The following is a 15795-nucleotide window of genomic DNA, read 5'->3' on the forward strand; positions in this document are numbered from 1 at the left end:
TATTCGATGGACAAAGGTCCTTTTTATATTTCCAGAAAAAAAGAGTGATTTGTTATCTTTTTTTATAGAAAGTTAACAAATCAGTCTTTTTTGCGTTGTTTTTTTTGATGAACGTGTTAGAATAACAGTTAATAATGACATTTTTTGATAGAGGAGAACTCAATGAACACAAAAGATATAGTAACTTTGGAGAACATTTCGTTTTATTATGATACAGAACCAGAGAAACAAGTGTTACATGATGTTTCACTTCAAGTTAAACATGGTGAGTGGTTAGCGATTGTGGGGCATAATGGATCTGGTAAATCGACAATGGCAAAAATTATCAATGGACTTTTGTTTGCGCAGTCAGGTAATGTGACGATTGCTGGCTATGATATGACCGAAGAAAACATTTGGGACATTCGCCGTCAAGTGGGAATGGTTTTTCAAAACCCTGATAATCAATTTGTCGGAGCTACTGTTCAGGATGATGTTGCTTTCGGATTAGAGAATAATGGTATCGCTCAAGTCGAGATGGTGGAACGGGTTGCTCAAGCGCTCGCTGACGTCGGTATGACAGGTTTTGAAACATATGAACCTATTCGCCTGTCTGGGGGTCAAAAACAGCGTGTAGCGATAGCTGGAGTGGTTGCATTGCGCCCTCAGCTCATTATCTTAGATGAAGCGACATCTATGCTTGACCCTGAAGGTCGAGAAAGTGTATTAGCAACGATTAAGCGTCTAAAAGAGCAACATGATTTAACAGTTATCTCAATCACACATGATTTGGAAGAAGCGAGTTTAGCGGACCGTATGATTGTGATGAATAAAGGCGAGTATATGATGGAAGGTCATCCCTCAGCTATTTTTAAAGAAACAGAAAAATTACAAGCAATTGGATTAGATGTCCCATTTGTTAATCAATTGCAAAACGATCTAAGTAGACAAGGCTTCGTTTTCGAAGATGTTTATTTTTCGGAAGGAGAATTAGTGAACGCCTTATGCCAATTACGTTTGAAAAAGTAGGATACACGTACCAAGTCGGTGGTCCGTTTGAGAAAACAGCATTGAAAGACATTTCTTTTTCTGTGGAAGACGGGACTTATACGGCGATTGTCGGTCATACTGGTTCTGGTAAATCAACTCTGTTACAACATCTAAATGTGATATTGCAACCAACTGCGGGGAAAGTTATTTTTGATTCACGTGAAATTATTGCGGGTCAAAAATATAAAAACTTAAAAGAAATTCGTCAAAAAATTGGTGTTGTTTTTCAGTTTCCAGAAGCACAGTTATTTGAAGAAACAGTTGTGAAAGATATCATGTTTGGACCAATGAACTTTGGTGTATCAAAAGAAGATGCGAAAAAACGTGCAGAAAGCTTATTGCCAATCGTTGGCTTGCCAGAAAGTATTAAAGAAAGTTCGCCGTTTGAATTATCAGGCGGACAAATGCGTCGTGTAGCGATTGCAGGAGTGTTGGCGATGGAACCTGACATCTTAGTCCTAGATGAGCCAACTGCTGGCTTAGACCCGCGTGGACGTCGTGAAATGATGGATCTTTTTAATCGTTTACACAAGGAACAAAACATTACGATTATTTTGGTTACACATAATATGGATGATGTGGCAGAATTTGCCGATAAGATGATTGTGTTACAAGCGGGTAAAGTGAGTGCTGTTGGCGAACCACGTGCATTGTTTGCAGAAGATGAGCGCATGCATGGTTTGGCAATTGGACAACCGAGTGCACTCGTTGTACAACGTCAAATTGAAGCACAAACAGCTGAAAAATGGCCGGTGACCTGTTTAACACGGGCAGAATTAGTGGCGTATTTAACGACTGATTGGCGAGGGGGACAAAACGATGAATAATATGATTTTGGGTCGTTTTATTCCGGGGAACTCGTGGCTACACCGCATTGATGCGCGTGCAAAATTAATGGCGGTTATGTATTTTATTATCATGGTCTTTTTTGCGAATAACATCTGGACGTATGCTTTATCCTTCGTTTTGGTATTAGCGCTCTTATATATTTCGAAAGTACCGTTTTTGTTCTTTATCAAAGGATTACGCCCGATATTGTTTCTTATTTTGCTTACCGTTATTTTACAACTATTTTTCACAAAAGATGGGAATGTGCTGTGGCATATTGGGCCGTTGTATATCACTGATTTTGGTATTCGTAACGCGATATTTATTGCGCTGCGTTTTGTGCTCATTATCTTTATGACAACACTCTTATCCTTAACAACAAGCCCAATCGAATTAACAGATGCGATTGAAGCGTTATTAAATCCTTTACGAAAAATCAAATTCCCTGTGCACGAGATGGCATTAATGCTGAGTATCGCATTACGTTTTATCCCCACGTTGATGGATGAAGCTGAAAAAATAATGATGGCTCAAAAATCTCGTGGTGTTGAATTTAACAGTGGCTCTCTTCTGGCCCGTGTAAAAGCAATTATTCCGTTATTGATACCGCTCTTTATCAGCGCTTTTAAACGCGCGGAAGATTTAGCAATTGCGATGGAAGCTCGTGGTTACCATGGCGGAGAAGGGCGCACAAAGTACCGCATTTTAAAATGGGAAGCACGTGATACACTACTGATACTAATTATGGTGTGTTACACAATAGCACTCTTTATGTTGCGAGGAGGTTAGTATATGACACGTTATAAAGCAGTGATTCAGTATGATGGTTCAGGCTTTTTAGGCTATCAAATTCAAGCAACAGGTCGGACAGTTCAAGAAGAAATTCAAAAGGCATTAACAAAAATGCATAAAGGGCAAAAGACGGTGGTCAATGCATCAGGCCGCACCGATACAGGTGTTCATGCAAAAGGCCAAGTGATCCATTGGGATTCACCCTTCAGTATTCCTGTTGAAGGGTATTATCGTGGATTGGAGACGTTGACACCAGATGATATTGCAATTGTGTCAGTTGAAGAAGTCGCGGCTGATTTTCATGCGCGTTACGATGTTAGTGGTAAGGAATACCGTTATTTTGTGAAACGTTCACCACAACATGATCCTTTTTCCCGTCATTATGCATTGCGCTATCCATTTGATTTGGATGAGTCATTAATGAATCAAGCTGCACGTATTTTGGAAGGGGAACATGACTTTACAAGTTTTTGTTCTGCTCGAACAGATCGTGAAAGTAAGGTCCGTAATCTCTACGCAATTAAAATAATGCCCACAGAAGATGGTTGGATTTTCTCTTTCTCAGGCAGTGGTTTTTTATATAATATGGTGCGTATTTTAGTCGGTGCGTTACTGTACGTTGGGCAAAAAAAATTAACACCTGCGGAAATTAAAGTTGCGCTCGATAAAAAAGATCGAACTGCTTTAGTGAGTAGGACTGCACCACCACAGGCGTTATATTTATGGGAAGTTTTTTATGAGAAGGATAATAAAAAATAATAATGTGATGCTTGACTTAAGAGGTGAAACATTGTAGTATTGAATATGGTATTGTTTACCCCATGATAAGCCCCGGAAACTTATTATGCTTATATAACAATGACAGAGTTTTTAAATAAAAAAAAAGAATGAATTTATCATTTAGGAGGCAAAACAAATGCGCACAACATATATGGCAAAATCAGGCGAAGTACAACGTGACTGGTATGTCGTAGATGCAACTGACGTTCCACTTGGTCGTTTATCAAGTGAAGTCGCTGCAATCTTACGCGGTAAAAACAAACCAACTTTCACACCACACATCGATACTGGTGACTTCGTTATCATTATCAACGCTGAAAAAATCGCTTTAACAGGTAACAAAGCTGATGGGAAAATTTACTACCGTCACTCTGGTTACGCAGGTGGTTTAAAATCAATTACTGCTGGTGAACTTCGTACAAACCGTCCTGACCGTTTGTTAGAATTATCAATCAAAGGTATGTTACCAAAAACAACTTTAGGCCGTAAACAATTTACAAAATTGAACGTGTACGCTGGTACTGAACATCCACATGCTGCTCAATCACCAGTTGAATACAAAGTACGCGGATAATAGGAGGAGAAAAATAATATGACACAAGTACAATATTATGGAACTGGTCGTCGTAAAAGCTCTGTTGCCCGTGTTCGTTTAGTTCCTGGCGATGGTACAATTACAATCAATGGCCGCGATGTAGAAAACTACATCCCATTCGAAGTTTTACGTTCAGTTATCAAACAACCTTTAACTCTTACTGAAACTGTAGGTAACTACAATGTTTTCGTAAACGTTGATGGTGGTGGATACACTGGTCAAGCAGGAGCTATCCGTCACGGTGTTGCTCGTGCGTTATTACAAGTAGATCCTGAATACCGTTCAACTCTTAAACAAGCTGGTCTCTTAACTCGTGACCCTCGTATGAAAGAACGTAAAAAACCAGGTCTTAAAGGTGCACGTCGTGCTCCTCAATTCTCAAAACGTTAATAACAACTTTTGGATGTTTCGCACAATTTTGTTGCGAAGCATCTTTTTTATTTAGATAAGTAGAAATGAATTTTATTTATTGTAAAAAACATTCGAAATAAAGGTGGTATGGAAGATGGATAAACAGGCAAAAGAGAAATTATTAGAGTTGATTAAAAAGAAAAAAACCGGTGGCGGTAGATCGAAAAAGATGGCTGCACCAAAGAATGATGTGAAGAATATGCGTAGTGGTCCACATATTTTTAATAAGTAGGAGAAGTATTGAAGCATCGGCTATTGGCGGGTGCTTTTTTTAATTGGAGTCAGTGTTAAATAACGTTGTTTTCCAAAAAAAAGTAAAATAAGTCATTTTTGCAGCTGCCTTTTTTGGTAGCTGTTTATTTTTAGTCGTTTTTTACGTGAGGGAAGTTGCTGCGGTGACTTAATTTTTCAGTGATTTTAAAAATGTCGCTATTTTTTGCGGAAAATAACCATCAGTAAAATTTAACCAACACCGTAAATGATAGAGGCCTTGTTTATGTGGAAAAATGTAAACTAGCCCGAAAATGATAACTTTGTTAAACTAAGAGCAGTTAATTTTTAAGGGGGCATAAAAATGGATGTAAAAGAATTTCAACAATGGGTGAGTGATTATTACGAAAAACGTGGTTGGTCGGAGCTAGATATCTTTGTTCGCATTGGTTTTTTAGCAGAAGAAACAGGTGAAGTTGCGCGTGCGATTAGAGCATTAGAAATTGGTCGTGACCGGCCGGACGAGATTGTTACATCTGTGGAGCAAAATAAAGCTAACTTAGTTGAGGAATTGGGCGATGTTTTGGGTAATGTAATCGTCATTGCAAATAAATATAATATTTCATTAGAAGAGGTATTTAGCTCTCATAAAGAAAAATTGGCTAAACGTTATGCCAAAGAAGAATAATGGGCTCGGGTTTATTAAATGAGTAGGAGGTGAGAGCGTGTCATTATTAAAAACACATTTCGGTGTTTACGCCGTTTTTTTTCAAGAAGATAAATTGTTATGTATCAATAAAGCAACTGGGCCTTATCGATATCGTTATGATCTACCTGGCGGCAGTCAAAAAAGTGGTGAAAGTTTAATTGAAACATTAGCACGTGAAGTTCTGGAGGAAACAGGTTATGAAGTAATTACGAATGAGAACAATCGTTGTTATGACGTATTTGTAAAAGAAGAAGGAACGGCTCTAACGGTTCATCACATGTTTGTTCTGTTTGATATAAAAGCTAAAGCCATTCATGATAAAGTTGCACAATTACAATGTGAAGTTAATGATTCTGCTGGTTTTGAATGGATCGGTCTTAATAAGTTAAATAGCGACAATGCGTCGCCACTTGTACTTAAAGTGCTACAAGAACAAAAAAATGATAAGACAACGAATATAAATGAAGCTGTACATTATGAAGCATGGGAAGTTAAAGCTGATAATTGCTAAAGTTATAAAATAGATGTCCACAACTTATACAGTGTAAGTGCATAAGTTTTCTGTGAAAGAGTTATCCACATGTGGATAACTCTTTTTTTAACAGCTAAAACTATCTTTCGATTGTAAGATAACTTAAAATAAGAAGAGAGAAGCTAGAGATAGAAATGAGGGTGAGAAATGGTGCCGAAAATTGAGATGACAGTTAAATCTGCCAAAATAGCATTAGAAACAATTGAAACGGTTGATTTTCATGTGAATGATGATTTAAAAGTGTTATTTATTTTGGCTGATCACTTAGAGGTTTTAAAGCAAGGGAAGGTCATTTTATTAAAAGCGGGTGACATTTTTCTTGTTAATCCCGGTGAAATAATTGGGATGGTGGGAAGCTCTAAAAACCGTGTTTTAATGCTGAATATACAGTTGCTGGAGTTTGAAAAATTAGTCGGTCAGTTTAAGTTAACCCGTCCACTCTCGTTAAGTTATCATCATGATGCCTATAAAAATTTAACGAAATTACTCTCCCGCTTGTATATTGAACAAATGCAAAAGAAAAAAGGCTATCAAGCAATAATTAATGGGTGTGTCTCTTTAGTTCTTGGGACATTGCTGCGAACATTAACAATTGAGCCGCTATCATTTAATCGAACGATAGATAATGATAATAAAATTAAAAACAGAGAAGTGATGGCCTATATTAATGAACATCATACCGAAAAATTAACTTTACAAAAGCTGGCGGATCACTTTTATGTGAGTAAATTTTATCTGGCACATCGTTTTAAAGAAGATTTAGGAATGTCAGTAGGTAAGTACCTTAAGGAGATTCGTTTGTTATACGCGATACGTCAGTTGGAAACGAGTCATTTATCGGTGGGAGAGATTGCGATTAATAATGGCTTTCCAAATGTGCGAAGTTTTAGTGATGTTTTTAAAGAACGAAATGGAATGACACCAACAGAATTCCGTAAAAAGAAACCGATTTTATTTACTGATACGCCAGGTATAGAAGAGTCAGATGTCTATCAATTACTGGAAAACTATATAACAATTGAGGAAATAAGTGAATTAAAGAAACATGATTTTGAGCTTTTTAATAAGAGCATCGATCTTTCTCGCGTTATTGGAAAAATGGCTATTAAAAATTTTGTTGTCAAACTAAATCCACTTAATTTAACAAATACAACTGCTTTGAAACTGATGCAATTAGGTGTGCGTTATATTGCTGTGGAAAAAATCATTTTGAAAGTTAAACATAATGCTAAAAAAGAAATCTGTTTTAAAGATGTGACCGATATAATTGATAATATTTTACAACAGGGGTTCTTACCCTATATTCAGTTACAGACAGTGGATTGGGAAGCGATAAAACCATCTGAAAAAGCTGTTTTTTTAAAAGTATTAAAACAACTGTCTTATCATCTACAAAGTAACTATCCAGATATGACAGGTTGGGTCTTAGAGTTTAGATGTTTTTATGAAGAGGGAAACGATAGTTCACTTTGTAGAGAGTTAGTCGAGGCAATTCCATATTTTGTAGAGATAATCCCTATCCATCTTCATTTTCCGAGGCATCCACATAACATTGCTGACGTTGAAAATAACAGTGGTATTATGATAAAAAGTATTGATGATTTTTCTCAAGTCAGAGAGCTGCCGTTAGAACAGGCAATGGTTGCCTTGGAAGCACCTGCAATTATTGATCGAATTGTAGAGATGGAAAATATTAAAGGTCAGACAGCAATACTTAAGCAAATGGCATCGTTTGATCAGGATGAGTATTTGATAAAAATGACCGAGCTGACAATGGCCAATTCTACAGTATGGTATATGCTTAACCAGCTCAAAAGTGACGGTGCTTATTATATACCACTTTCGTTAGATGCTACGCCGCTTTTTAATTATTTTCCAACAGAATTAGCAGCGAAAATGGCTCTCATGGACGCGTATGGTTTTTTCAAAGTGAACATTCATGCGTATCAATTCATCAGTGAACTATATCGAGAGATTGTATACCAAGATGAACATTGTATTGTTACGAAGAGGCGAGAAAATTATCGGATTTTAATGGTTCGTCCCGAAAAAAGTAGTCGTCGTTTATCACCCAAAATTAAACAACAACAAGACGAATTAATAGTGCTGGATAAAACAGCAACTCCTTCGTTAATGGATGTTATGGCTTATAATAACGTACATCAACCAGCAATCGAAATAGAAAAAATAATAGAAGAGAATTACCATTTAGAAGTATCCTTACCGTTATTGGGCATTTATTATATTCAATTAGATAAAATGCTGGATTAAACTGTTAAATATTGCTGTCTATCGTTACATGGTGTAATGATAGGCAGCAATATTTTGTTGTTTTTCAACAATAAAACAACCTCAAAACTGTAAGCGTTATCATATAATGATGATGTAAAACATAATTGGGGGGTTAGTCTGATGAATGAGAAAAAAGAACGCAAACTAAAAATAGCAAAACAAGTAAAAACTGACAAAGAATTAGCAAAAAAACAACGGCTAATGTCAAAGAATTTAACAGTAACTGAACGTGATGAATTAAAAAAGAAAGCTAAAGCAGTTAAAAAGGTAACACAAGAGGAATTTAAAACTTTAAGTAAATCAGTGAAAAAACAACGAAAAAAAGATGCAAAGCTCTATCGTAAAATTAAAAACAGACCACGAAATCTCATGATTTGGTCGGTTGTTGCGCTTGCGGTTGTTGGTGTCGGTATTAAAGTAGGTCCAACTGCTGCACATATGTATAATGTGATGACAGGTAAAAACATAACAATTAACACAGAGACGCCGGCAGGTGAAAAAGCTCGAGCTGCAGGTAATGAAGTGGCTCGTAAGATCGCTAATGAGGGTATTGTATTGATGAAAAACGAAGATAGAAGTCTACCATTAGACGATAAACCGTTAATGTATTTGGAACAGCTTCATTTGATTTCCGTTACGGTGGAGGCGGTTCTGGTGGCATTGATACATCAGAAGCCGTTAATTTATTTGATGGTTTGAAGAATGCGGGCATTGAGTATAATAAACAATTATATCAATTTTATACAGAACTCGATGAGGTTAAGGCACTCCAAAAGCAAAAAAATGAAAATGGTTTAACGCAAGTTCTGAAATCGATGGTTTCAGGAACCGATAAAGATGAACCGAATGTTTCTTATTTGAAAGATAATGTGCTAAAACAGGCTAAAGATTATTCAGATAATGCCGTGGTATTACTTACAAGTTCGGGTGTTGAAAGCAGTGATATGTCAGAGGAGCAGTTACGATTAACGGCGAATAAAAAAGCGCTAATTAAAAAAGTGGCAGAAAACTTTGAAAATGTGACTATTGTCGTCAATGCAGGTAATGCGCTTGAATTAGGTTATCTAGAAGAATTCCCGCAGATTAAATCGATTGTTTGGGTGGGGATACCAGGGCCATTCGGTACGGAAGCTTTGGGTGATGTATTAGCGGGTAAAGTTAATCCATCGGGACGTTTAACAGATACGTATGCCTATAATAGTCAATCAGCGCCAGCAACTGAAAATTTTGGTGATTATAACTATACAAATTTAAAACAGTCATTTGTTAATTATCAAGAAGGGATATACATTGGGTATCGTTTTTACGAAACGTATTATAAAGGCGATGAACAAGGCTATCAAAAAGCAGTACAATTCCCTTACGGACATGGTTTAAGTTACACAACATTTGATTGGAAAGTAGCCAGTCAAAAAATGACTGACAAAAAAATAAGTGTTGAGGTAGAAGTGACAAATACAGGTAAGGTAGCAGGTAAAGACGTCGTACAACTTTATTATTCAGCACCGTATACAAAAGGTGGTTTAGAAAAAGCGGCAGTTGCTTTAGGTGCCTATGATAAAACAAAGGAGTTACAACCTGGAGAAAAACAAACGTTGAAACTATCATTTGCAACGAATGATATGGCGTCATACGATTCTCAAACAGAGGAAGCCTATGTGCTAGATGAGGGTAAGTATCAGCTTAAGTTAGCAAAAAATGTGCATGATAAAGGAAAAAAATTAACGTATGAGGTTGCGAAGCGTCAAGTTATTAAAGAAGATTCCGCAACGGGTACGACAATCAAAAATCAATTTGAGGCAAGCGAAGCAGGATTAACCTATTTATCACGTGATGATTGGAAAGGAACCTACCCGTCAGATAAAAAAATCAACGATGAAGCGCCACAATTTGTTTTAGATGATTTAGCAAAAACGCCAACAGATTCTAAGTTGGATATGCCGGCGTTTGGCAAAGATAATGGTCTGAAGTTAAGTGATTTAAAAAATCTAGCACATGATGATCCAAAGTGGGAGCAGTTCTTAGATCAATTTACGAAGGATGAATTAATTAATTATGTTGTAAAAGGAGCGTATCAAACAGAGGCGATTGACCGTTTAGGGATACCAGCTTCAATGTTATTGGATGGACCGGCTGGACTGAATTCGTTCTTCAAAAAGTTCAAAGCCGCCTCGTTCCCATCGGAAAATGTTTTGGCAGCAACATGGAGCAATGCGCTTGGTTATGAGATGGGTGAAGTAGTTGGAAAGGAAGCAAAAGTATATGGCGTTCATGGTTGGTATGCGCCTGCTGTTAATCTTCATCGAACAGCAATGGGTGGACGTAACTTTGAATACTTTTCAGAAGACCCGCTATTATCAGGAAAGATGGGGGCTGCTGTAATAAAAGGAGCGCAAGAGCAAGATATTATTGTATTTATGAAGCATTTTGCGATGAATGATCAAGAAAAAAATGCTCGCTCAGGTTTATATGTTTGGGGGAACGAACAATCGATTCGTGAATTGCATTTACGCCCCTTTGAAATAGCCGTGAAAGAAGGTAAGAATTTAGGAACAATGTCAAGTTTTAGTATGATTAATGGTAAATGGGCAGGTGGCAATACAGAGTTGTTAAATGATGTATTACGTGATGAGTGGGGCTTTAAAGGGATGGTTTCGAGTGATGCTGTTTTTGGTTTCATGCATGCGGATGATGCCATTGTAGCGGGTAATGATTTAATGCTCGATACAATGAGTGCGCCTAAAAATATAAAACGGATTGAGCAAGCCTATAAAGCAGATCCATCTGGCACAGCATTAGGGCTTAGAACGAGTGTGCATAATATTTTATATGCGTTATTACAAACATATTTAATTAAATAAAAGTTAGAGCAGAGGGGGTGAATCACGTTGAAATATGAAGCGTTGATTAACAAGATGACACTAGAAGAAAAAGCATCACTGATGTCAGGAGAAAATTTTTGGAATACAAAAGCGATTAAACGCTTAAATATCCCAGGGATCATGATGACAGATGGACCGCACGGTTTAAGGAAACAAGGTGGGAAAGCCGATCACTTGGGACTTAATGCGAGTATTCCAGCCACGTGTTATCCGACTGCAGCCACGTTGGCGAATAGTTGGGATAAGCAACTGGTTGAAGAAGTGGGGCAGTTTTTAGCGCGGGAATGTGTCTCTGAAAATGTGAGTGCCATACTAGGTCCCGGTTTAAATATAAAACGTAATCCGCTTTGCGGACGTAACTTTGAATATTTTTCAGAAGACCCATTTCTAACGGGAACTTTAGCGAGTGCACAAGTAACGGGGATTCAAAGTGAGGGTGTAGCAGCTTGCCCTAAACACTTTGCGGTTAACAGTCAAGAACACATGCGTATGACGATCGATGAAATTGTGGATGAGCGCTCATTGCGTGAACTTTATCTAGAAGGCTTTCGTAGAGTGGTAGAAAAAGCGGCGCCGCAAATGATGATGTCATCGTATAATAAAATTAATGGTATCTATGCCAATGAACATCCTCATCTTATGAATGAAATTTTGTATGATGAATGGAACTATCAAGGTGTGGTTGTGACAGACTGGGGCGGCAATAATGAGCGTGTAGCAGGTTTAAAGGCGGGTAATCAATTGGAGATGCCCGCTACTAACGGCATTACTGATAAGGAAATTGTTGAGGCTGTTACGGACGGTAATCTTGCGGAAACGATTCTTGATGAAGCTGTTGATCGCATGTTATCACTTGTTTTCACGACTCATGCAGTGGCAGAAAGAGAGTTAACAATTGATTTGGAAGAACATCATCAGAAGGCTGTGGAAGCTGCAAAACGTTCAATGGTATTATTAAAAAATTCAGCTGAAATTTTACCGTTACACCCACAAGAAAAAGTGGCCATTGTGGGTGATTTTGCGAACAAACCACGTTACCAAGGTGCGGGAAGTTCTTTGATTAATCCCACGCAACTTCAAAGCCCGTTGGAACTGTTGGAGAAAACGCAGTTGGATGTAGTGGGCTATGCACAAGGTTTCAAGCGGATGGGTGGCAAAAGCAAATCGTTAATCAAACAAGCGGTTGAACTTGCTGTAAATGCAGATAAAGTGTTAGTGTTTATGGGGTTGGATGAGAGTAGTGAAGCGGAGGGGATAGATCGAGATACGCTTGAATTACCTGACAATCAATTACAACTTATCAACGAATTACTAAAAGTAAATCAAGAAATCGTAGTTGTCTTAGCAGGTGGTGGCGTTCTTGAGTTGCCTTTTGCTGATGAGTCAGGTGTGAAAGGTCTAGTGCATACGTATCTTGCAGGTCAAGGAAGCGCAGAAGCTTTGATCGCAGTGTTATTAGGTGAATACAATCCTAGTGGAAAGCTCAGTGAAAGTTACCCCTTTACCTATGGGGATGTTCCATCAGCACCCTATTATCCAGGGCGAGAAGCGACGTCTGAACATCGTGAAGGTTTGTTTATTGGTTATCGTTATTTTGATACGATGAACGTGCCGGTGCGTTATTCGTTTGGTTATGGTCTATCCTATACGCAGTTTGCCTATTCGAACATTGTTCGCACAGATCTAAGTGTGTCGTTTAATATAACGAATACGGGGAAAGTTGCGGGTGAAGAAATCGCCCAACTTTATGTTGAAAAGGCCGATACAAAAATCATTCGAGCAAAACGCGAATTAAAAGGGTATGCAAAGGTGAGGCTAGAACCCGGTGAGACTAAAACGATTACAATAAATTTGGACGAGCAAGCTTTTGCTTATTATAGTGTGATGCATGAAGATTGGGCAATTGAAGCGGGGGTATACCGTATTCAAATAGGAAGTTCACTACAAGATATTCGTTTAGAAACAACAATTGAATGTGCTGCTAAAAATGAGAGTGATGAATTTAATCTAGATAGGTATCCTGAATATGCATCTGGAAATATTCAGGCGATATCCGATGAGGAGTTTCACAAACTATTAGGTTATTATCCGCCAGCTGCGTTATGGTCACCTGCTGATCCATTGGGAATGAATGATACTATTGCACAAGCTAAAAATAAAAATTGGCTTGGTAAATTAACCTATGGCACAGTGATGTTAGTGAAAAACTGTCTAACTATCGTTAAACAGCCTCTGTGGGCGAATAATATTTACTTTGTATTGAACATGCCATTTCGACAGATTGAACGTTTCACTGGAGGCAAAGTTAGTCGTAAAAAAGTAGAACGTTACTTACGTTGGATAAACGGCAATACAAAGTAGTTTAAAAAGATAACTACTAATACTATCTTCTTAGTCTGAGCACCTTCCAAATAATTTGGAAGGTGCTTTTTTATTTTTCAGCAAATTTTTTTCTAGTACTTCAACTAAAACAATGGTTTGGTACTTAATTGCTTGAGAAATCTTCGTCCCATACTGTTCTCGTAAACGGATAAATCCGTAACGATGTCAGTAATTTCATAAACGCAAAAAAATCACTACAAGACCTGAAATTTCTAGTCTAATGAGTGATTTTTTAGCATTCCAATTTGGATAAAGTAGAATGAGCTTGTTATTCTTTTACTTTTTCTCCAGAATTCCAAGCTTACTTTATCAAAATTTCATAAACGCAAAAAACTCACCAGACCTGAAATTTAAGTGCTTTAGTAGGCGTGAATCAGCCTACCCCAACTGAAATTTCTAGTCTAATGAGTGATTTTTTAGCATTCCAATTGAGATAAAGTAGAATGAGCTTGTTATTCTTTTACTTTTTCTCCAGTTGGAACACCTATCCTCCAGATAAATTTCAAAACAAAAAAACATTAGACCTGAAATTTAAGTTTTAAATAGACATGGACCAGTCTATACTAACTAAAATTTCTAGTCTAACGAATGTTTTTTTATTTTTCCAATTTATTGAAGGATGAGCTAGGTGTTTTCACTTTTACTTCAAAAATGGATTTGTTGCTTTTTCATGTCCGATTGTTGTGCTGTCACCATGGCCTGGATAGGCTGGCAATATATCGGGTAAAGTAAGTATGTTATCGCGGATACTTTGTACGAGTTGTTCTTGACTGCCTAAGTAGAGATCAGTTCGTCCAATACTTCCTTTAAACAGGGCGTCGCCGCATACGATAAAGTCTTCAAAAACAATGGTTACGCTGCCTGGTGAATGTCCGGGTGTTTCAACGACATGAAAAGAAATATCACCTAGTGTATAGGTTTTACCTGTTTCAAATAGTTCTTCGGCGGCTTTTGCTACAATCGGGTTACCGCTGCCTGCTGAAAGATTTAACTCAGGATTAACAAGCCATTCTTTTTCAATGGGGCTGACATAGACCGGAATTGTGTAAAGGTCGCGTATAGGTTGTAAAGAGGCGATATGATCAAAATGCGCATGTGTCAATAAAACTGCGACTGGTTTCGTTGCTGTTTTCTCTATTGTTGCAACGATTGTCTCATAATCTTCACCAGGATCGATAATTAAGCTATAACGATCATTATGTACGATATAACAGTTTTCTTGAATGTTTCCGTTAACGATACGTTCAATTTTCAACATAAAAAACCCTCCTTCTATTAGATGCAAAACCATTATAACATGAAATAAATTTCAAATAGAAATCATAATGTTCAAGGTTGTTCACAAATTAAGAAACTTTATTACAAATAATTAATAATTAACTTGAAATATAATTTCATGTGCGATACACTTGTTTTGTAAACGTGTACATATCTATATTAAAGGAGTGGGAATAAATGATTGAACATTTAAACACTGAAAAACGTAACGAGAAAACAGCGGACTTAGATCAGATGTCTGTCTTAGAGATACTAACTGTGATGAACCAAGAGGATGAAACAATTCCGAAAGCGATTGCTAAAGAATTACCTGCGATTGAAAAAATGGTCAAAGCGGTTATTACGGCTTTTGAAAAAGGGGGTCGCTTATTTTATATTGGTGCTGGAACGAGTGGTCGTTTAGGTATCCTTGATGCGGTTGAATGTGTGCCAACGTTTGGTACTGAACCGGAAATGGTACAAGGCTTAATTGCGGGTGGCGCGAAAGCGATTAAAGATGCAGTTGAAGGTGCTGAAGATTCAGAGGAATTAGCGGTTGCTGATTTGAAAGCTGCCCAATTAACTGAGAACGATGTTGTCATTGGTATCGCGGCGAGTGGTCGTACACCTTATGTTATTGGTGGTTTGGATTATGCGAAAAACATAGGTGCAACGACGGGAAGTATAGCGTGTAACGCACCTGCTGAAATTAGTGAGCATGCTGATATTGCAATTGAAGTTGTATCAGGGGCAGAGATACTAACGGGTTCAACGCGTCTAAAAGCTGGAACAACACAAAAATTAGTGTTGAATATGATTTCAACGACAGCAATGATTGGTATCGGTAAAGTATATAAAAACTTAATGGTAGATGTTCGTTCAACAAATATTAAATTAGTGCGACGTGCCAAAAATATCATTAAAGATGCAACAGGTTGTGATGAAGCGACAGCTGAACGTGTGTTTGAAGAGAGTAATCACCATGTGAAAACGGCGATTGTAATGGTATTAACAAATATGAGTTATGAAGAAGCGACAAATAGCTTGGTTGAGAATAAAGGCTTTGTCCGTCGCACAATTGCAAAAGACTAAGGGG

At 37.6% G+C, this 15795-nt stretch carries 15 protein-coding genes; 14 read left to right on the forward strand and 1 reads right to left on the reverse strand.

Translation table 11 applies throughout. The features are described 5' to 3' along the window. Positions 1-162 precede the first annotated feature (162 nt). The 13 genes from V6S17_RS00705 to V6S17_RS00765 all read left to right on the forward strand — a co-directional run bounded on the left by V6S17_RS00705 (position 163) and on the right by V6S17_RS00765 (position 13421). Positions 163-1008: an energy-coupling factor ABC transporter ATP-binding protein gene (locus tag V6S17_RS00705; RefSeq protein WP_036027296.1), complete on the forward strand. Its 846-nt coding sequence runs from the start codon at positions 163-165 to the stop codon at positions 1006-1008. After that, positions 984-1856, forward strand: a complete 873-nt coding sequence (locus tag V6S17_RS00710; protein WP_029091512.1) for an energy-coupling factor ABC transporter ATP-binding protein — start codon at positions 984-986, stop codon at positions 1854-1856. The genes V6S17_RS00705 and V6S17_RS00710 overlap by 25 nt, the downstream gene beginning before the upstream one ends. Beyond that, positions 1849-2646, forward strand: a complete 798-nt coding sequence (locus V6S17_RS00715) for an energy-coupling factor transporter transmembrane component T family protein (RefSeq protein WP_029091511.1) — start codon at positions 1849-1851, stop codon at positions 2644-2646. The genes V6S17_RS00710 and V6S17_RS00715 overlap by 8 nt, the downstream gene beginning before the upstream one ends. Positions 2647-2649: 3 nt before the next feature. Then, the gene (gene truA / locus V6S17_RS00720; RefSeq protein ID WP_029091510.1) at positions 2650-3408 is read left to right on the forward strand and encodes a tRNA pseudouridine(38-40) synthase TruA; all 759 of its coding nucleotides are present in this window, start codon (positions 2650-2652) and stop codon (positions 3406-3408) included. A 157-nt stretch (positions 3409-3565) separates the two neighbouring features. Next, positions 3566-4003 carry a 50S ribosomal protein L13 gene (gene rplM / locus V6S17_RS00725; RefSeq protein WP_029091509.1) on the forward strand — a complete coding sequence of 146 codons (438 nt, stop codon included), beginning with the start codon at positions 3566-3568 and terminating at the stop codon, positions 4001-4003. 18 nt (positions 4004-4021) lie between these two features. Then, a complete protein-coding gene (rpsI, locus tag V6S17_RS00730; protein WP_029091508.1) occupies positions 4022-4414 on the forward strand; it encodes a 30S ribosomal protein S9 in 393 nt (130 codons plus the stop codon). Positions 4415-4529: 115 nt separating this feature from the next. After that, positions 4530-4667, forward strand: coding sequence for a hypothetical protein (locus V6S17_RS00735; protein WP_036027293.1), 138 nt, complete (start codon positions 4530-4532; stop codon positions 4665-4667). 342 nt (positions 4668-5009) lie between these two features. Beyond that, positions 5010-5333 (forward strand): MazG nucleotide pyrophosphohydrolase domain-containing protein, encoded by a 324-nt coding sequence (locus V6S17_RS00740; RefSeq protein WP_029091507.1) that lies wholly within the window; start codon positions 5010-5012, stop codon positions 5331-5333. Between the two features lie 37 nt (positions 5334-5370). Next, a complete protein-coding gene (locus V6S17_RS00745; RefSeq protein ID WP_029091506.1) occupies positions 5371-5865 on the forward strand; it encodes an NUDIX hydrolase in 495 nt (164 codons plus the stop codon). A 168-nt stretch (positions 5866-6033) separates the two neighbouring features. Beyond that, a complete protein-coding gene (locus V6S17_RS00750; protein WP_029091505.1) occupies positions 6034-8157 on the forward strand; it encodes an AraC family transcriptional regulator in 2124 nt (707 codons plus the stop codon). A 141-nt stretch (positions 8158-8298) separates the two neighbouring features. Continuing rightward, positions 8299-8877 carry a hypothetical protein gene (locus V6S17_RS00755; protein ID WP_051535974.1) on the forward strand — a complete coding sequence of 193 codons (579 nt, stop codon included), beginning with the start codon at positions 8299-8301 and terminating at the stop codon, positions 8875-8877. Then, positions 8838-11039 (forward strand): beta-glucosidase, encoded by a 2202-nt coding sequence (locus tag V6S17_RS00760; RefSeq protein ID WP_244877106.1) that lies wholly within the window; start codon positions 8838-8840, stop codon positions 11037-11039. Before V6S17_RS00755 ends, V6S17_RS00760 begins: the two co-directional genes overlap by 40 nt. A gap of 27 nt (positions 11040-11066) precedes the next feature. Beyond that, the gene (locus V6S17_RS00765) at positions 11067-13421 is read left to right on the forward strand and encodes a beta-glucosidase (RefSeq protein ID WP_036027289.1); all 2355 of its coding nucleotides are present in this window, start codon (positions 11067-11069) and stop codon (positions 13419-13421) included. 661 nt (positions 13422-14082) lie between these two features. Here V6S17_RS00765 and V6S17_RS00770 read toward each other — a convergent pair. After that, positions 14083-14700, reverse strand: a complete 618-nt coding sequence (locus V6S17_RS00770) for an MBL fold metallo-hydrolase (protein ID WP_029091504.1) — start codon at positions 14698-14700, stop codon at positions 14083-14085. A gap of 197 nt (positions 14701-14897) precedes the next feature. Between V6S17_RS00770 and murQ the strand changes: the two genes are divergently transcribed. Beyond that, positions 14898-15791 (forward strand): N-acetylmuramic acid 6-phosphate etherase, encoded by an 894-nt coding sequence (gene murQ / locus V6S17_RS00775; RefSeq protein ID WP_029091503.1) that lies wholly within the window; start codon positions 14898-14900, stop codon positions 15789-15791. Positions 15792-15795 lie beyond the last annotated feature (4 nt).

Origin of the sequence: Brochothrix thermosphacta DSM 20171 = FSL F6-1036, assembly GCF_036884295.1 — a bacterium.
Taxonomy (GTDB): Bacteria; Bacillota; Bacilli; order Lactobacillales; family Listeriaceae; genus Brochothrix; species Brochothrix thermosphacta.

Bases quoted from the DNA above. Each gene is read 5' to 3' on its own strand.
- V6S17_RS00710 (WP_029091512.1), top strand. From the start codon at position 984: ATGCCAATTACGTTTGAAAAAGTAGGATACACGTACCAAGTCGGTGGT.
- V6S17_RS00750 (WP_029091505.1), top strand. From the start codon at position 6,034: ATGGTGCCGAAAATTGAGATGACAGTTAAATCTGCCAAAATAGCATTA.
- V6S17_RS00770 (WP_029091504.1), bottom strand. From the start codon at position 14,700: ATGTTGAAAATTGAACGTATCGTTAACGGAAACATTCAAGAAAACTGT.
- V6S17_RS00705 (WP_036027296.1), top strand. From the start codon at position 163: ATGAACACAAAAGATATAGTAACTTTGGAGAACATTTCGTTTTATTAT.
- truA (WP_029091510.1), top strand. From the start codon at position 2,650: ATGACACGTTATAAAGCAGTGATTCAGTATGATGGTTCAGGCTTTTTA.
- murQ (WP_029091503.1), top strand. From the start codon at position 14,898: ATGATTGAACATTTAAACACTGAAAAACGTAACGAGAAAACAGCGGAC.
- rpsI (WP_029091508.1), top strand. From the start codon at position 4,022: ATGACACAAGTACAATATTATGGAACTGGTCGTCGTAAAAGCTCTGTT.
- V6S17_RS00755 (WP_051535974.1), top strand. From the start codon at position 8,299: ATGAATGAGAAAAAAGAACGCAAACTAAAAATAGCAAAACAAGTAAAA.
- V6S17_RS00735 (WP_036027293.1), top strand. From the start codon at position 4,530: ATGGATAAACAGGCAAAAGAGAAATTATTAGAGTTGATTAAAAAGAAA.
- V6S17_RS00740 (WP_029091507.1), top strand. From the start codon at position 5,010: ATGGATGTAAAAGAATTTCAACAATGGGTGAGTGATTATTACGAAAAA.
- V6S17_RS00715 (WP_029091511.1), top strand. From the start codon at position 1,849: ATGAATAATATGATTTTGGGTCGTTTTATTCCGGGGAACTCGTGGCTA.
- rplM (WP_029091509.1), top strand. From the start codon at position 3,566: ATGCGCACAACATATATGGCAAAATCAGGCGAAGTACAACGTGACTGG.